General features: G+C 37.8%; 14 protein-coding genes. All 14 read right to left on the bottom strand.

Annotated elements, in window-relative coordinates; genetic code table 11:
• Positions 1-2 precede the first annotated feature (2 nt).
• Positions 3-3,011 carry an ATP-binding protein gene (locus tag AC1M84_RS04850; protein WP_481594529.1) on the bottom strand — a complete coding sequence of 1,003 codons (3,009 nt, stop codon included), beginning with the start codon at positions 3,009-3,011 and terminating at the stop codon, positions 3-5.
• A gap of 214 nt (positions 3,012-3,225) precedes the next feature.
• Positions 3,226-4,830 (bottom strand): Tn7-like element transposition protein TnsE, encoded by a 1,605-nt coding sequence (locus AC1M84_RS04845; RefSeq protein ID WP_481594528.1) that lies wholly within the window; start codon positions 4,828-4,830, stop codon positions 3,226-3,228.
• A complete protein-coding gene (locus AC1M84_RS04840) occupies positions 4,823-6,346 on the bottom strand; it encodes a TnsD family Tn7-like transposition protein (RefSeq protein WP_481594527.1) in 1,524 nt (507 codons plus the stop codon). Before AC1M84_RS04840 ends, AC1M84_RS04845 begins: the two co-directional genes overlap by 8 nt.
• Before the next feature lie 13 nt (positions 6,347-6,359).
• On the bottom strand, positions 6,360-8,006 hold the full coding sequence (locus tag AC1M84_RS04835) for an AAA family ATPase (RefSeq protein ID WP_481594526.1): 1,647 nt from the start codon (positions 8,004-8,006) through the stop codon (positions 6,360-6,362).
• Complete coding sequence (locus AC1M84_RS04830; protein ID WP_481594525.1) at positions 8,007-10,094, bottom strand: transposase; 2,088 nt, start codon at positions 10,092-10,094, stop codon at positions 8,007-8,009. It lies immediately after the preceding gene.
• Positions 10,078-10,911: a TnsA endonuclease N-terminal domain-containing protein gene (locus AC1M84_RS04825; protein WP_481586921.1), complete on the bottom strand. Its 834-nt coding sequence runs from the start codon at positions 10,909-10,911 to the stop codon at positions 10,078-10,080. The genes AC1M84_RS04830 and AC1M84_RS04825 overlap by 17 nt, the downstream gene beginning before the upstream one ends.
• A 152-nt stretch (positions 10,912-11,063) precedes the next feature.
• Positions 11,064-12,902, bottom strand: coding sequence for a glutamine--fructose-6-phosphate transaminase (isomerizing) (glmS, locus tag AC1M84_RS04820; RefSeq protein WP_481594524.1), 1,839 nt, complete (start codon positions 12,900-12,902; stop codon positions 11,064-11,066).
• A gap of 12 nt (positions 12,903-12,914) precedes the next feature.
• Entirely contained in the window at positions 12,915-14,279 is a 1,365-nt protein-coding gene (gene glmU / locus AC1M84_RS04815; protein WP_481592787.1) for a bifunctional UDP-N-acetylglucosamine diphosphorylase/glucosamine-1-phosphate N-acetyltransferase GlmU, read from the bottom strand.
• 26 nt (positions 14,280-14,305) lie between these two features.
• Entirely contained in the window at positions 14,306-14,782 is a 477-nt protein-coding gene (locus AC1M84_RS04810) for a phosphatidylglycerophosphatase A family protein (RefSeq protein WP_081403227.1), read from the bottom strand.
• Between the two features lie 10 nt (positions 14,783-14,792).
• A complete protein-coding gene (gene thiL / locus AC1M84_RS04805) occupies positions 14,793-15,722 on the bottom strand; it encodes a thiamine-phosphate kinase (RefSeq protein ID WP_481594523.1) in 930 nt (309 codons plus the stop codon).
• Positions 15,723-15,734: 12 nt separating this feature from the next.
• Positions 15,735-16,184, bottom strand: coding sequence for a transcription antitermination factor NusB (gene nusB, locus AC1M84_RS04800; RefSeq protein ID WP_035264834.1), 450 nt, complete (start codon positions 16,182-16,184; stop codon positions 15,735-15,737).
• A gap of 3 nt (positions 16,185-16,187) precedes the next feature.
• Positions 16,188-16,658, bottom strand: coding sequence for a 6,7-dimethyl-8-ribityllumazine synthase (ribH, locus tag AC1M84_RS04795; protein ID WP_035264832.1), 471 nt, complete (start codon positions 16,656-16,658; stop codon positions 16,188-16,190).
• A 24-nt stretch (positions 16,659-16,682) separates the two neighbouring features.
• A complete protein-coding gene (ribBA, locus tag AC1M84_RS04790; RefSeq protein WP_035264829.1) occupies positions 16,683-17,804 on the bottom strand; it encodes a bifunctional 3,4-dihydroxy-2-butanone-4-phosphate synthase/GTP cyclohydrolase II in 1,122 nt (373 codons plus the stop codon).
• Between the two features lie 284 nt (positions 17,805-18,088).
• Positions 18,089-19,360, bottom strand: a complete 1,272-nt coding sequence (locus AC1M84_RS04785; protein ID WP_481592789.1) for a hypothetical protein — start codon at positions 19,358-19,360, stop codon at positions 18,089-18,091.
• Positions 19,361-19,365: the final 5 nt, after the last annotated feature.

The raw sequence follows: 19,365 nt of genomic DNA, 5'->3' as shown, positions 1-19,365 counted from the left end.
ACTTATTTCTCCAATCCATTAAATTTAATAATAAAGTTAGCGCCCTCTTCGAATATGAAAGGGTCATCATTATGTTGTTCGGCATACCAAATTTTGTGATGCGCTACAGCTAGGTTTTCACGGCATAAATACAGCCCTACGCCACGTCCATTCGCTCGTTTTGTGTAGAAAAGATCAAAAAGTCTTGGAACATCGTCTTCATCAACTTTGGGTCCTGAATTTGCGATTACTACGAGATCATTAACTAAATCAATTTTAATTTTTCTGTCTTCAACTAATGAAACCCAATACATTGCATTGTTAATCAAGTTAATGAATACAGGATAGATACGTGAGGGAAGATCACTAATTTTTAATGATCTAAAAGCTTCAGTTACTTCAAAATTGATTCGTTGTCTTTCAAAACGATCGCCATAGAACTGATTAATATGGGCTTCGATATTTTTCCCTGTAATGGTTTGGCGTGTTTGATAGCCAGAAATTTTTAATGGGGAAAGGAAGCGAATTTGGCTTGTGAGTGCTTTATGAGAGTTGTAAGCTAATTTAAAACCAGGATGTTCTTTTACATCACTTGGTAATGAATTTAGCCCACGAGTGACTAAGGAGTCTATTTCTTCAAGCTCATGAGATAAAATTTCTACACTAATTCCAAGTTGTGCGACTGCATTGATTGTCCGCATTTTGTCTTCAATATCAGAGCGTTCTTCTTCAGCTATTGAGAATGCTGAATCTAAGTTAATGCCGTCAGATATTTTTTCTAATGTTTTTAAAATTGCATCATATTTAAATGTATAGGTTTCAATTAACTGTAGATATATGATATCTAGATTGTTTAGAGCATTTTCTAAATGAGATGAGTCCTCAACACTTTCAACAATATTGATTGCTTGACTGTAGTATGAGCTTCTATCTTCACTAATATCTTTTTTCCAAATAGAATGAAGTGCATCAATCTTAGCCTCAATGGTAGATAGATATTTATTCAATTTTGAATTGAGAATGCCCTGGTTTTTATCGAACAATTTCTTAGCTGTTTGTTGTGGAGCTAACTTATTGAGTTCTGACTCCATCTTGTTAACAACAGTTTTTAACTGAATAATATAAGCTGAGAATTCGTTATATTTATCACGATATTCCCTATACTTTTCTTCATAAATTCCTAGCTTGGGTGGTTTCGTAGGCGTTTTAATTTCAGTACGGATCACGTCAAGTTTAGAGAGCTGTTGATCAAAATCTTGAAGTTTATCAATAGTTAGTTTATCTACATTCTCTAAACTATTTTTAAGAGCTTTAGCTAGTGATAGAGAATTATCTAATTTGGGTGTCTGATCTTTTAAAGCTTCTTTAAAGCTGTTTTGTGATGCCTTTCGAGCTTGTGTTTGAGCATCTTTTCTTAGCTCTTTATTTTTCTTTGCAATAAGTAATAACTCTTGTCGTTCTTCAGATTTAGAGCCAAAATATCTATCAGCTAATTCAATTAAAAGATCAGAAACTAATACTTTTAATTCTCTTGATGCTTTATTTTTAATAAAGCCTTCACGTCCAGCTTTGTCTTTGAGTTCTTTATTTAACTCATAACTGATACCAATATATCCGAAAGTTCTTCGGTTTGACCAATAGTGTCTCCCCGCATGATTTGTACGACGTTCTTCAATTTCAAAGAAGTCATTATCAACTCTTCCATATGGTAGTACACGTAAATTATCTCTAAATATTAGTAACCCAGCATATTTTTTTGCTTTCTCACTTAATACAGCCACGCTTTTTTCATCTAAGGAGGTAGTATCCTGCTTATATTCAAAAGAACCAATTTTAAATTTGAACCTACCTACGCCAGAACTAGGATTAATACTAATATTTGGAGGTATAAGGACATCACCTTTATCTTGACCAAAAGCTACAATATGACCTCTAAACCAACCTTTTTCATCGAATTCACCTGATATTTTATGTTCAAGAGTTTCAAAATCTTGCATATTAAAGACATCAGTCTCTCTTAAGATATCCGATGGTTCTGAAGTATTTTTTATTCTAAAGAGGCGGTATGAGAAACTTTCATCTTTTTCAACGTATGGATTTGTGAATGCTCTTAGAGTATCAACAAGGTCTTTTTCGATTGAAGCTAATTCAAGATTATCTTTTGCGAGATCACCTTGATTAGTTAATAAACTTAAATCGCGTCTTAGATCAAGCAAGAATAGAGCTGTACCATGTTGCCCACCATCTTTTTCAGAAACATTATTTAGTATTTCCTTCCAAGGTAAGATAGCTCTTTCATCTAAGACAGATTCCTGGCAAAAATTGAGAATTTTATTCTGTGTAGTTATAAAGTTTTCTGATTTATTGTTTTCTAACTCATCTTCAGAAAATTTTATCCAAGCTCTTTCTTTGATTAGTCTTTTTAATTTTAAATCTTCATCTTCATCTTCATCTTCATCTTCATCTTCATCTTCATCTTCATCTTCATTGAATACAATATTTTGAAGAAGTTCTTGCTTTAATAAATCAAAAGCAATAGTGATTTCATCAATCGTGTCGAACTCTAAGAAAGGAATACTAATATCTTCAAAGGACAGATATGGATTTTCAAACAATCGCCAATCGACAAGAAGAGAAGTAAAAGAGCCATTTAACTTTTTAGTCACAAGAAAAGTAACATTTGCTAAAAATGCGGCAGAGAGTCGCCCAATACCTTTTTCACCCTGGGTTTGGCGAATTGGAATACCAAAACGATCTTCATCACTTAGAGCTTTTTTCTTACTTTTAGATTCTGTTCCGACAATTAGCCAGTTATCAATAATCTGCTCTGGTGACATACCACAGCCATTATCGATCAATGCACCACAAGGATATTCAGCATCTACAGTAAATAATGCAACATCTCTCGCATAAGCATCATAAGCATTTTTCCAAAGCTCACTTACAGCTGTGGGGCAGTCTGCAATTTGTCCTTTACCTAAGTGCTCAATAGTACGAGCTCTGGCTCTAAAGTTAAAAGATTTTACAGACATAACAACCCTTGATAAATCAAAATTATGAGAGGTGTGTATCTAAATATGGATACTTTTTCTTGTTATATGATCTTAACTTAATGTTTGTTAGAAGTCTTTTAAAATGAGAAAAGATAGCCTGAAAAAAATTATATAGCTTTAATACCAGACGGATTGTAAGGCATCTTGTTTGGCAATCTTAAATTTTTAAACTTTTTTTTTGTTCATCAGAAATCTAATTTAAAATAATATTAGTTAAACGCTCCATCCATCCTTTTAATTCTTGTTCGGATATATCCTGATTCTTTGAATTCATCCGTGGATGGTTCAAAGTACTATTTTTAGAGCTAATATTTTTAAAGATGCCTTTTGGCCAACGTAAGCATTGAGTGACGACAAGCTCAAGAACTTTGGCACGATCAGTTTGGTTCCATTGATTCATGTCTTTAAGTGATAAGACACGAGTTGAAAGAGGTTTCTTATTATCAGAAGTATCTACTTCTAAGATCAAAATATTTTGCCCATTAAATTGAAAACTGACTTCTGCGACACATCTAGGATTTCCATCAGTTTTTATATGTTTGGAGTGACCTTGAATGTTGGGTAATTTATGGAGTTGAAAGGTAGAATTTTTAACTGTGTTTTCCTTGCAAAACAAATCAATCATTTGTTGAAATGCAGAGAAACGATCAAGATATAAATGAAGATCTTCAGTTTCATCTTCAACACCATTAAATTCAGCAGAGGGGATAGTACCCTCAGAAATAGGCTCATTGGTGCTAACTTCCGATGGCGCATTAGTGGATGGTAAGTCTTGATCTTTTGTACCATGATTTCTATGCCTAGTTTTTTTAGAAGTTTTCCTTGTTTCAATGGCTTCTAGGAAGTCGAAGTGTGTCGGTACAACATCAATGATTTGAACATCATCACTATTGCCATCCTCGTCATCTTTGATGGTCGGTTCTTTTCCGTTATTTTTAGTTCCCGAAGAGTTTTCACCTTTACCACCTGATTTAGACTCAATGAATTTATCGCTATAGAACTCAACTTCTTTCGAAATTCGGCTTGAGATTCTTTCGAAACCTGATATTTCATTGACAAAAAACTCAGAAGTTTCAGCCTTGTAATAGCCATATGAATCAAAGATCACTCCATTGAGTTGAGGGGGATTAAAACAAAAACTCCATATACGATATTGGTCAACGTCATAGCCATATTTGGTACAAAACTGACTGATACTTTCAAAGGATTGTCGAATATCAGGATCAAGAAGAATCCAAGATAAGATGCGTCGAATACCTGAATCATTGAAATGAGAAATAGGGTATGAGCAAGCTGGTAAAATATTGATGAGGTAATGATCTCGATTTGAAACAATATCAAAATCGATACTGAAACTATTCTCTATTATTGCTGATCTTGCTAAATATGGAGTGTAGAAAAACAGAGATCGAGCAAGCTCAAATTGAGGTAGCTTAATTTTAATGGTTTCGGACATTGGATGACCGAATTGATCCACACGGACTGCATCAAATAAGAAATAATGTTCTAGAAACTTTCCTTTCGGTAAGTTTGTATTATTGACAGAAGATAGCCAATCTTGAGTTGAACGAATTTTAAAGCGTAAATTGTAGCCTTTGGGATATTCTTGAGTGGGGTTGATGTGGCTATTTTTTCTTAATAATTTTGCATTAGAAAAATTAGTGAAAGTCGTCTCAGGTATTTTATTTTCATTTTCCAAAGCTAGATTTATTGCCCAACTGCCTGAGTTATGTTTTTTAAACAAAGAACCAATCTTTTTTATTTTCATATTCTTAGCGATGTGACTGATCTTAGCCATGATCGATCCTTTTCATTTGATTTAGGAATTTGAGTGCTTCATCTGTTAATCGTTCTTCACTTAATCCCGAATATCGTAATAATTGCCAACTCGCTAGGTGTTGATTAATTTTTTGAAATTGAATAATGGTTCGAGTAATTCTTCGGATTTGATAAGAGCTAATATCTTCTGAAAAAGTACTCAAAAATTTATGTGTTAAGGGCAGCTGATATAGGTTTTTCTCTACGGTGGAGTGTTGAGGTAGTTGCTTGAGATACCAGTTTCTAGATTGCCTAGGTAAACTCAAATCGTCTAATGATTGATAGAATATTTTGAATAATCGCCTCACCATGTGCCAATCCTTCAGAGGCCAATCTACTTTCATGGGAATACTTGCGGGCAAAGCGTGAAAGCTTTTATTTTTTGTGAGTAACCAAGTTTTATCATTGCGATAAAGCCATGCATATAAGGCTGCATTTTTGACTCTAGATGGCTTTATTCCAAAATTTTGAATCAATGACATCCATTCATTACGTTTTTCTTTGAGCATCAATATGTCTTTGCATTTAGATGTTTCACTAGGTGTATTAGTATTCGAGTGCTTAGCAGGTAATTGATGAATTTCATCCAGAATGGCTACCCATGTCCAGCCTTTAGGTAAAAACGTCTCTAAAACAATAATATGTTCAAGATAACTGAATGACTTACGATGCTTTCTAAAGATAGCTTTAAGCCAACTTGTTTCGGACTTCAGTTCATCTAGGTGATGTTGCTGTAACCATTTGAGATCCCATATTTTTATAACGGCTGGATAAATTTTTGAATGATCAATGTGTTTAGAGCTTTTTTTGAAACCTGATCGTTTTGCAATACGTTGATAGAATTGAGTCCATTGATGAAAGCTAGGTGATGTTGTTGGAGGAAGGTTTAACAGCTCATCAACACGCTTACTCACGATTAGATCTAACTCATGAGCAGGGTTATGAGGTTGCTTACGATCTAGGATGAAACTTGCAGGAATAAATTGATGTCGTCCATTCAAATGGGCTGGTGGTAAAAATTCTGACAATTTAACTTTATGTTTGCTACAACAATTTGCGCCTTGGATATACCAAACTCTTGACCAAAAGAATTCTCCATATTGGCGATATTGTTCTTCTAAGCAATGGTGACAATAGCGATGCGTTGTTATCTGCTTAACTTTGGATGCCGCAACTCCTAATGCTAAATGGATAGAACCTTTTGATTGACTCCCCATCCAGTGAAGGCATTTTAACCGTGTATTTTCAGGAGAAAATAGAGCGTGGATTGGAAAAAGAGTATGTTCATAAACAATCTTTTCAAGTGTGTAGTTCGGTGATAAATGCGTTAACAGGCATATGAGATGGCTAGGTAAATCAATCGTGGCAATAACCTTACGATTAGCAAATACTTCTTCAAGTAATTGCTTAGGGCTTGTAATAGCATGATGAATTCCAGCTCTAGCTATCGTGCTATAAATTAATTCATTGGGATATGGTGTAGGAAAATTCAACATGCCAATTTCACTATTACATTGATTGCACCCAAGTTTGAGTATCAAAAATTAAATCGCTCGATTGAAGAACGTCATAAAAATTTTGGGATTTTTGCTTTTGAGAAAACTTAAACCTTAAATCATCTGACGGTAAGCTCACCCATTCACTTTGTTTTATTTTTCTGAGATTCATTTTTTCAGGTTTGATTTCTTTATCCACCTCGACCTCAGTGAGCCAATTAGAAACGATAGGCATGAGTTCTTGCATATTGAGATGAGGGAAATCGACAAAGGCTTTTTTGATTACAGAAATTACTTTAGATTCTGGATATCCAGTGGCAATCAGTAGGTTATGCAATCTTTGAGCATGTACATTTCCATTATATTGTTCAACTTTTTCTTGTTCTTCTTCTATTTTTTTCTGAAGTAGAAGTAAGGTCTTGTCCACATATGGAATAGTTAAGTCGGAATAAAGTGCGATGCGATTAGGATCTCCAGACTTAAGCGCTTCTATCATTGGATGGACAAATTTGAGTTCATCCTCATAGACTTGTCTAAGCAAACTTGGCGTTATTCTTTCTAGTCCTGTCATGATCGCTCGACATTGAGCCAAAACAAAAAGTTTGACGACTATATCCAGTACGCCTTGAGACAGCTCATACCAACAGTCTCGAATTTCGTCACTCAGTTGTCCTTTATTGGTTAGCCATTGGTATTTCCATAGAGCATTGGTAAAAGCCATCCATTCTGTTCTCGTCGTGGTATTTGATAATGGGGGATTGTTCTTCATAGGTTCCCATATAACAGCTCCGAAACCAGCCCCACGACGCGCTGAACGCAGATCTCCATCAAATATAAATTTGGCTTTGGGGGTGCCGACCATAACCACTGGCAAACCTACAACATTGATTAAGGTGACAAAAAAGTTCAGCATTTTTTCAGCACCACCTGAATTTTTAACACTCAGGTGTTGGATTTCATCAATGACGAGTACACCAATAGCATAGGTATTGGTAATTTGACGCATATAGTTGAGTAGAGCTTCGATTCCTAATCTTTTTAAGGCAACTTTTCTTTCAAAATCTGTTCCTAATGCAACATCAATCGCCTTAAAGAAATGCAAACATAGATTTTTTAAAGAGCCATCATGAGGACAGTCTATTTTTAGATAAACGAGTTGAGTGAAGTTATATTTTTCATGATAAATCACTTGAGGATAGAGGTTCAGAATTCGCTGTAGGGTTGTACTTTTGCCACTTCCTGAACAACCGATCAGTGAATAGCTTAAAGCTGTAGATTTTGGTGCATCAAATCTAAAGGCGTTAATGTCTCCTGACATAATACGCTCATAACCGTTTTGCAAATGTTGGTGCAATTTACCATCAGCAATATTGCGTCCTACATAGCCTTGACGAATTAATATTGCAATTTTTTGTTCTAATGAAATATGTCGAGTAATGGGTTGAAAAAATTGATGAAGAAGTTGCGATGAAAGATGAATTCTTTCGTTCTTAGATCTCAGAATATCTTCAGGATTAAAGTCCACCTTTCCAATCAGATTAGCTTTGATATCCGCAATTTCTTGCATGATTGGTGGTAGAGCCTCAATAAATGGATTGTCTTTATATTCACCAAAACTAGGTGTGTAACGTGCTTGAATAAAGTTTAATGGCAAAGTCATTTAGTCATCCTCACCAAACAATTCGTCTGTTAAGTCTGGATAATGAACCGCTTCAGCATCTTGAGGCTTAATTGAGGCTTTCAGTTTAGGCATTGGAATAATATTTGTATCCAATATTTCTTGCTGTTTTACCTTAGCTTTGCGTTCAATATTTTTTTCTTTTGCTTTATTTTTAGTTATTTCAGCGATTCGTTGAGATGGTTTAATTGGATTCTTCGGAAGCTTAGTTTTAAGTTTTTCACTGATAAAAGCTTCAAGCTCTCTTCGTTTTTTTGAAGCCTCTAGTTCGTGTTGTACAAGGTGCTCTTTTTGGGCTTTTTGCCTTTCTTTGACTTCCCATAAAGTACAATCTTTAAATTCTCTCGATCGATCGGAGAGAGACCCTATCCAATATTCGAGACTATTATCTTTCGGAAAAATATAAATTTTATTCACTGAGTAAGGATCATATGCGGCTTCAAGGTTTTGAGGACGAGAACTTCCTGTTTTACGATGTAACCAACCGAGATCAAGTACTTCTTTCGCTAGGTAGTAAAGACCAAATGCTTTGATACCTAGTTCTGATATTGTGATTTTAGTACGTGGCAATAATGCGATTCTGAGTGCTTCTTCTGGAACACTTCTCAATTTTCCTGTTCGGTTTTGAATACCCCAATTCCATAAATGTAAGGGAATAGTTGGTAAGTCATTGGGCATATCTGCTTCACGATCATATGTTTTTAGCACATGAAATTGATTATGCGAGATGATGCAAGCAAGAATGATTTCAGTAAATTGGTGAATATTTAATGTGGCATCTTGACGGTAATCATTACCACCAGTCTTTTTTACAGTTGTGCCTTCAACAATACCTTTTCCCTTACCTTCTTTTTTGAAATAAGCCTGATATGTATTGAAAGCTTGTTCTACGATGCCTTTAGCATCACCACGTCTAGCTGGTGCATTTTCAAGTCTTACAGCGAAAGTTTTCTCTAAGGCTTCAATTTGATAGCCTAATAATTCTCCTCGATCCGCGAGTAAAGCATCAGGTAGACCAACAGCTGGCCAATCCTCTTGCTGAATTGAGATCCCATACTCAGCACAATACTGAACCTTATCGGTCATCGCTATATTCAATGCTTGTATTGCAGCTAAATATGAAGGTGATTCAAAACCTATATAAAAGCCTGTGACTAATCTACTGAAGACGTCAATCACAAAGTAAATGGTGGGTCTACCAACGATACTTTCTGGATTTGAATTGGAAACAAGATAAATATCAGCGATCGTGGCATCAATTTCATAACGTGCACCAGGGCCTGTGACTTGAGCGTTAGACGTTGATTGCAAAGGACGATAGTCCTTTCGGTAGTTGGATGTACCAATACGAGATTTTATGCTTTCAATTTTTTTGAATTCTTTTTCGTAGTAATACTTAAACTGCCATATTGTTGGAATATCTGATTCTGCTATATCAGGATAGAGATTTTTATATGTGGTTTGAAATTTTCGATATACAAATGGGAGTGAATGCTTGTTGTCTTTTAAAAAGAATAATTTAATGGTGCGATAGAAAAGTTTTTCAATGTTCTCATTAACATTAATGCCTTGTTCACTATTATAGATACGAGGTCGACCTAATTTTTTGTCTTTAGCTATTCTTTTTTGACCCTTAGCTCCACTATTTCTGTAATCAGGAAGCAATGCATTAGGAGTTTGACCTCTTTGCCAATATCTGCGAGCTAAGCGATAAATAGTTTGTTTGGTGACTTCATGTTGATTCATGATTTCACTAATTATTTTGCCTCTTTGTATTGGAATATAAAATAATTCATGAGAGATCAGAGGATAAATAAGAGCATAATTTTGGTCACGTTTTATTTCTTGTATTGATTCCTTCTCAGGTTGAATGAAAGCAAGTGACTCATGTGGGTCTATTGTTCTTTTAATATTGCCATCTTCCAAACCTTTTAAGATTTCTGTTCTACTAACTTCAATTGGAAAAGCATTTTCCAAATCAAGACTAATCCAAATCACAGAGTCAGGTAGGATAGTTAAAATCCTAAATAAAGAGCTTTCAAAAGTTAATACTTCATTGATTTTCAGCATGAAGTACCTCATTCCAAATATTTAGTTCGCCCAATTGAATATGGTCTGTATTTAAATCCTTAAAAGAAATATTAAGATCAAATATGAAATACCTTTGAGCAAGTAGGTCTCTAATTTCTCTTAACGATTGTCCTAACTCAAAATGATATTTTTGATCAATCGTTCTCGCTAATTCATTAATCTTTTTAGATTTATTTTTAATGAAAATATCCGCATAAAAGTTAAGTTTATCTAGCGTATCTTGTTCACTTATTTCCAGAGTATTTATTGAACTGTATAACCATTGGATGTTCTGGCTAACAGTCTTAGGAACTTGGTGCTCGGTAAAAATATAAAAGGGTATGTTTTGCTGTTTCCAATATTGTCGTTCAATTTCTATTTTTTCTATTGTGCGTGGGTCATTGAGAGCATTTGAATATTTAACTTGGACTACAAATTTAGGTGTTATTGTATTATGTGTATCCACTAAAAAATCACTTGTCATGATTTGATAGTGTTTCCCAAATCTAGGGTGAGGGATTCCAATTGTCTTCGCAATTTCTAGAGTTTTTTCAATGTCTAAGGGATATTGTTCTCGGATATCGATAGTCGTTGGATGCCATTCTAGTAATAGAAAAGTAGAAAGTTCTAGATCCGAAAGAAGGTGATGAGTTCTTTGGCTTTTATGACCAAAAACTCGGTGAGATCGACCTTCTGAACTCACATCTCGAATTGTGAGCCAAGGTTTATAGCTATTTCCAAAACCCTGTCCTCGTCCTTCTTTAATCCATTTTTGAATTTTGAGTTCATGATTTTGTGTGTTCTTAAAGTTGGCCATAAAAAAATCCACACATCATGCTGTTTAGAGCATAGCTTGTGTGGATTTTTTGAGCAATTCAGTATTACACTTTATTACTCAGTATGAGACTTTATTACTCAGTATGAAACTTTATTACTCTCATACACTTTTTAAGTGTAGATCAAATTGAATTATTCAACCGTAACTGACTTAGCTAAGTTACGCGGCTGATCTACATCGGTACCGCGTAGTACAGCGACGTGATAGGACAAAAGCTGCACAGGAATACTGTATACGATTGGTGATAATAGTGCTGAAACGCTCGGAACTTGAACAACGTGTTGGCGCTCTTTTTCCTTAATGCCACTATTTTCATCTGCAAATACAAACAGCTCACCACCACGTGCTTGAACCTCTTCCATATTTGATTTGAGCTTATCAAGCATGTCATCCTGAGGAGCAAGAATGACAACAGGCATATCATTATCAACTAAGGCCAATGGGCCGTGTTTCAACTCACCAGCTGCATAACCTTCAGCATGAATATATGAAATTTCTTTCAGTTTAAGCGCTCCTTCAAGCGCGATTGGGAACTGTGTTCCACGACCTAAAAATAGGCAATGTTGTTTTTCAACAAACAATTCAGATAGGCGTAAAATTTCTTTATCACATTGTAATGTGTCAAGAATCACTTTAGGTGTATGCCACAATCCAGTAATGATTTCAGTTACTTGTTCATTAGAAATCGTTTGTTTAACTTGACCGAACTTAAGCACGAGAAGCATCAAGGCAGCAAGTTGTGTGGTGAATGCTTTGGTCGACGCAACCCCAATTTCTGGACCTGCTAATGTCAATAAGCTGTAATCTGTTTCACGCACCATGGAAGATGTTGCAACGTTACAGATCGTCATCGTGGTGATATTAATATTTTTCGCTTTGGCACGTTTTTGTGTATCACGAAGAGCAGCCAATGTGTCGGCAGTTTCACCTGATTGAGAAATACACACATAGAGTGTATTGTTCACGATGACTGGAGTGCGATAGCGGAACTCACTTGCAATTTCAACTTGGCAAGGTACATCAATCAGTTGTTCAAACCAATATTTTGCGATCATGCCTGCATGGTAACTGGTACCGCAAGCGATGATTTGAACTTGCTGAATCTGAGAAAAATCTTCTACAGCATTTGCAAGAAAATCATCACGTAAGTGATCGGCATTTAAGGCTTGAGAGATGGTTTGCTTGATCGCTTCGGGTTGCTCATAAATTTCTTTCAGCATGTAATGCTTATATTCACCTTTTGAAGCATTACTCACTGTCGCATCAAGTTCTTTGACAGGGCGTTCAACGCGCTCACCTTGTACATAGACTTCAATCGTATCACGTGTTAAACGCGCAATATCACCTTCTTCAAGGTATATAAAACGATTGGTAATCGGTAATAGGGCCAATTGATCAGAACTGATAAAGTTCTCACCAATTCCCACGCCGATCACGAGCGGTGAACCTTCACGAACAGTGATCAATTCATTTGGGTAATCTGTATGTACGATACCGAGTGCAAATGCACCTTTGAGTTGAGGCACAACTTGTTCAACGGCTTTAAGCAGGTTAGGAGCAGACTTCAGTGCATCATGAACTAAGTGTGCAACAACTTCAGTATCTGTTTGGGATGTAAACACATATCCTAATGCTTCAAGATCATCTTTAAGCTCTTGGTAATTTTCAATAATACCGTTATGTACCACAGCGACTTGACCAGATATATGCGGATGTGCATTATTTTCTGTAGGTTTGCCATGAGTAGCCCAACGTGTATGTGCGATACCAAGCGCGCCAGTGATCGCTGCTTCTAAAACCGCTTCTTCAAGGTTGATAACTTTACCGACACGACGTTCACGTAAAACTTGACCTGCATTGATTAAAGCTAATCCCGCTGAGTCATAACCACGGTATTCAAGACGCTTTAAGCCTTCAATTAGAATATTCGTTATGCTTCGTTCTGCTACACCGCCGACGATACCACACATATTGTAATCCCCTTAATTCTTAATCTTTTGTGGACGTGGATAATTGTCTTTCACAAATTGTTTAGAGCGTTCTACCGCTAAACTATGATCATCCACATCACGAGTAATCGTCGATCCAGCACCAACTGTTGCACCATTACCAATTTTAACCGGCGCGACTAAAGAGCTGTTTGAACCTATAAAGGCTTGGTCACCAATGATCGTTTTAAACTTGTTGGCACCATCATAATTACATGTGATCGTACCCGCGCCGATATTTGAACCCTCACCCACTTCAGCATCACCTAAGTACGTAAAATGATTGGCTTTAGAGCCTAAACCAATGGTGGTGTTTTTCACTTCAACAAAGTTGCCAATGTGTACTTCATTTGCCAATTTAGCACCAGGGCGCAAACGTGCGAATGGTCCAATTTGAGTCTGCTCACCCACAATGGCTGAATCAAATACGCTATACGGTTGAACTTTCGTGCCTGCAGCAATTTTGGAGTTTTTAATTACACAGCCTGCACCGATTTCGACATTGTCACCAAGTTCACATTCGCCCTCGATAATGACATTGATATCGATACGTACATCTTGACCAACCTTGAGTGAACCTCGGAGATCGAAACGACTCGGGTCGATCAAATGTACACCTTGCTGCATCAGTAATTTCGCTTGGTAGTTTTGGTATTCTCTTTCCAATGCTGCCAATTGCACACGATCATTTACACCTTCAACTTCGAAAGCTAAAGCAGGTTCAACTGAGGCAATTTCGAGTCCATCGTCAATAGCCATTGCTACGATATCTGTTAAATAATATTCGCCTTGCGCATTATTATTATTCAGACGTGGCAACCACTCGTGCAATTTGGCATTGCTTACTGCATAAATGCCAGTATTAATTTCTTGAATTAAACGTTGCGCTTCAGAAGCATCTTTATGTTCAACAATGGCTTGGATTTTACCATTTTCTCTCACGATACGACCGTAACCTGAAGCATCGTCTAGTGTAAGTGTGACTAAGCCAATACCTTTAGATTGTGTTGCTTCAAGTAATTTTTGTAATGTATCGGCTGTAATACAAGGCACATCGCCGGATAAAATTAAAGAAATACCATCTTTGGGTAAGACAGGTAAGGTCATTTGAACAGCGTGACCTGTACCAAGTTGTTCAGCTTGTTCAACCCAGTCAATATTTTCTGTCGAAAATGCTTGTTTAACTAGAGCGCCGCCGTGACCGAAAATAGTAATAATATTTTCAGCTTGTATTTTTTTTGCGGTTTCAATGACATGCCCTAAGAGTGGACGTCCTGCTAAAGGCTGTAATACTTTTGGTAGTTTTGAACGCATTCGCGTCCCTTTACCTGCAGCAAGAATAACAACTGTGGTTGACATACAACATCCTTTCTTTGGAGCTTGGCTTAAGCCATATCAATATAGAGATAAATTATAATACAAAGTGCTGCCCACAGACCTGCGATCAGGTCATCAAGCATAATGCCGAAACCACCGTCGACTTGACGATCAATGACGCGAATCGGCCAAGGTTTCCAAACATCAAAGAGACGGAAAAGTGCAAAACCAATAAAAAGCCATACCCAATTCATCAGGCCTAGGTAGATTAAAGGGAGAAACGTGATCGATTGACCCGCAAATTCATCCCACACAATTCGTCCGTCATCATGGACGCGCATTATATCAGCGGCTCTTCCACAAATATATATCCCAATCAATGACATAACGATTATGGCAATCGTGCTATACAAAAAACCTATTGCCATGAAAGCAGGGATAAACAACAAGGCAAAAGCTGAACCAAAAGTACCAGGTGCTTTTGGCGCTAAACCAGAACCGAATCCAACGCCACAAAAAACAATGAAACGTTCAGACCAAGTCATCGTTTTAAAATTAATTGGTTGTTTTTGCAAAGTGCTGATATCCCTGTAATTCTAGTTCTTGTGGTTGTTGATGATGATAAAAATCTAATTGCTGTGTCTCTTTTACGACACCAATCACCGTGATCGGTGTATCGCAGTGTCGAGCTTTTAATTCATCCAAGGCAGGTAAAGGAATGGTAAAACACAATTCATAATCATCACCACCTGCTAAAGCCAATTTCCATTTTTGCTGATTGGACAATGCTTGTAAGGCAGGACTAAGTGGAAGTTGATCTAAGTGTAGGTCGGCACCAACATAAGATGCTTTGAGAATATGTCCTAAATCTTGTGCTAAACCATCGGATACGTCAATCATACTATGCGCCAATCCTTTAAGCGCTTGACCGAGTTCACAACGTGGAGTGGGATAATCGAGACGTTTTTTTAAAGCATGATCGGGATATTTTAATCCGAATGCAGCATCACCGACAGTGCCGGATACACAGATTAAATCACCTGCTTGAGCACCAGAACGTGGCACGGCTTTTCCAATATCCACCCAGCCTAGAGCGGTAACTGATAATGTGAGATGTGGGCTTTGCGTTGTGTCGCCGCCAATTAAACTTACTCCAAATTGATCGCAACAATCATACAAACCCTGACTAAACCCTTTTAGCCAATCATGATCAATTTGGGGTAGACTCAATGCCAAGAGAATGCTTTGAGGTTTTGCACCCATGGCTGCAATGTCTGAAAGATTCACAGCTACAGATTTCCATCCAATCGCATGGGGATCTGTATCGATGGGGAAATGTCGACCAGCAACGAGGGTATCGGCACAAATGACCAATTGTTGCTGTGGAGGTGGGGTGAGCAGGGCTGAGTCATCACCGACACCTAAATCGACTGAAGAATAACTCGGTCGATTGAAATAGGTGTCAATAATAGAAAACTCAGCCATTTCAACAACAACTTATTTTGCTTGTTGCTTTTCTGCTTCACGCAGGCTTTGTGCCAAACGGTCTAATACACCATTGATGTATTTGTGACTATCTGCACCGCCGAAGTGTTTAGCTAATTCAATTGCTTCATCGAGAACGACGCGATATGGAATTTCAAGATGCTCTTTCAATTCATACGCGCCAAGACGCAAAGTAGCTAATTCAACGCCGTCCAGTGCCGAGATCTCACGATCTAGTACTGGAATTAATAACGCATCCAATGCTTCATGATTTGCAATCACTTGTGTGAGCAACTCGTGATAATAGCTGAGATCCACTTTATGCATGGCATTTTCAGCACGTGTACGTGCTTCAATTTCATGCACAGGGTTGTGGCTCATTTGCCATTCATAAATCCCTTGTACAGCAAAACGACGTGCTTTGCGTTTAGCTGCATAAGTAGCTTGGAGTGTCTGCGACATGCTTTAGATCGCCTTTAGCAAGTTAACCATTTCAATTGCAGTCAAGGCAGCTTCACCACCTTTATTACCTGCTTTTGTACCTGAACGCTCGATGGCTTGTTCAATGCTGTCTGTAGTCAATACGCCATTGATTACAGGTAAACCAGCTTCTAAACCAACAACACCAAGGCCTTTTGCACATTCACCAGCAACAAAGTCAAAGTGAGGAGTGCTACCGCGAATAACTGCACCAAGTGCAATTACCGCATCAAACTTACCAGAATTTGCGAGTTTTTTCGCCACAACCGGAAGTTCCCAAGCGCCTGGCGCGTGAACGACAGTGATATTATCGTCTTTAACACCATGTCGATGCAATGTATCAATTGCACCTTCTAATAAATGTTCAACAACAAAGCTGTTAAAACGACCAACTAGAATCGCGTAACGATCTTCGCTCGCGAGATGTAATAAACCTTCAATACGGCGAATCGCCATAGCAACCTCGATATTTAATAAGAGTTATGAATGAGAGCTCTGATCAGCTGTGATGTATTCGACCACTTCTAAATTAAAGCCAGACAATGCATTGAAGCGTAAAGGTGAGCTCAGGAGCTTCATTTTCTGTACGCCTAAATCACGTAAAATTTGTGCACCCACACCAATCGTTTGGTATTGCTGCGATAAGGCAGCATTTGACTTGGCTGGTTTTGGCGCAGTTAATGCTTCTAATGCTGGACCTAAATCAGACGGCTGACGTTGTCCAATCCATACCAAGACACCACGATCGCTTTGAGCAATTTCTTTTAAAGCACGATCTAAATTCCAAGCTGCTTCACCATCTTGCTTATTAAGCTTTAATAAGTCTCGCGCCGGATTGAAGCCATGAACGCGAACAGTCGTCACACCCTCTTCAGGTTGACCTTTAACCAATGCCAAATGAATATCAGGATTCCCGACTTCACGATAACGGTAAAGATCAAAAGTACCATACTCGGTATCGAGTTTTTGTTGATCCAAACGCTCTACCGTTTGTTCATTGGTCATACGGTAGTGAATAAGATCAGCAATTGTACCAATTTTTAGACCGTGTTTTTCAGCAAAAATTTCAAGGTCAGCACGACGGGCCATAGTCCCGTCTTCATTGATAATTTCACAAATCACAGAAGCTGGTTCAAGACCTGCAAGACGAGCTAAATCACAACCTGCTTCGGTATGACCTGCACGATGGAGCACACCACCTGGTTGTGCCATGAGTGGAAAAATATGGCCTGGCTGAACGATATCTGCTGGTTTTGCATGTGCCGCAACTGCTGTTTGAATCGTGTGCGCACGTTCTGCTGGAGAAATACCTGTAGAAATGCCATTTGCAGCTTCAATAGAAAGCGTGAAGTTTGTCCCGTGTTGAGCGCCATTCGCATCAACCATCAACGGTAAATTTAATTGTTTGCAGCGTTCACGGCTTAAGGTTAAACAAACTAAGCCACGAGCATGCGTGATCATGAAATTAATGTCTTCAGGTCGTACGTGCGTTGCAGCAATAACGAGGTCGCCTTCATTTTCACGATCTTCATCATCCATCAGGATGACCATTTTTCCTGCACGGATATCTGCTACAAGTTCTTCTACAGTATTGAGCGACATCAACCTTCACCTTTTTGTTATGTCATTCTGACATTTGAATAAATTTGTTGCGCCATAGTCTAACGCTTTTTTAGTCAGTTTGCCTATGCTTATGACTGTACCATTCAACACAGTCCAACTTACACCTTCATAGCACATTGAAAAGAGAGATAAAATTACCAAAAGAGCAATTTTGTATACAAACTAGACGCTTAGTCTAACTTTTCACGACTGTGAGCTTTAAAAAAGAAAAACCAGATTTAACTTAGCATCAAATCTGGTTTACTTATTAAAATTTAATCTAATTAAGAGCTGATTGTGCGATCCGTCGAAGAGCTTTGAGCTTTGCCTTTCAAAATTTCAGTACGGATATTTTGTGCAAGTTCGGCACAGGCTTCGTTCATACCATTAATCATGAAAGCGTGACGTGTTAACACACTGGTTGGATTCGGCATCGGAACCAATTGATAGCATTCACCAATATGCTTTAACTGATCGTGGGTCAAATATAGCGCCATTTCTTTCGCAATCAGGTGATGTGTGAGTCTTTCCGCCGCTTGTACTGAGTCGAGTTGCATTGCTTCCACTGGCGCGGTTACAGCACAGCGCGTTTGTAATACGAACCGTTTATCCTCACGGTAACGTTTATAGAGTACTTCTGACAATAATTGAAACACCGAACCAATCATTAAGATGCAAGCAATCGAGTTATTCTTGAGTGAAGAAATACTGATGACAGCGCCTTGTTGATCAAAACTACGATTCACAACGATATCATCAACATTCAAATGATAATGCGCTGTACACAGTTCAATACTCTTATTTAAGAAAATTTGACATAAATTAAAATAAGGTAAAGAGACAGATTTGTTGACCGTATTAATTAATTGTTTCGGATCATAAAATTGGATATTCAGTGATAAAGCATCCTGATTTAACTGCAGAGTCGGTACTTTTGGCGTAATTGCAGCTTGTTCTTTATTTTGCTCTGGCGTATGAGGTTGTTTAGGCTGACTCTTTTCCAGTTCTAATGCTTCAGTGAGCAGTTTGATCTCATGACGTAAACGGGACTCATTATTTAATCTCGCAAGATATTCGCTACGAGTAGGGCGAGCAATGGCACGATAAGCCAACCATAATAAGCCATGAATAAAGAGTGACGAGAGGATCGCCAGCCATTGTGTTCTTAATATTTCACCGATACTTGATTTAACCAATGTGATTTCCACACTGCCAATTTTCTTTTCATTTTGTAGTGCATCTCGAACGAAGATTTCACCCTGACGCGTCTTAGACAAGCCTGCAGTCGCGAGAACTTGATCTCCTGTGCCAAGAATACGTATATATGCAACACTTGGATTCGTTGCATAGCGGTTGGCTAATAATGCAAGAGATACAGTATTGGCAGGTTCAAGTTCAGTTAAGCTATCTGCGACCAGTTGAGTCGTCATTAGCAAACCTTGGCTTGCACGGTTTTCATTTAATTGATGTGTCGTTGCAATAACCAATAAAAAGGTATGCAAGGCAAAACTTACAATCAGCAGGCTAGCAAATAGCCCTTGTCTAGGCGCATTCAACGTAA

Source organism: Acinetobacter sp. 24-47-66 (assembly GCF_056779755.1).
This window is presented reverse-complemented; position numbering and strand designations above follow the sequence as displayed.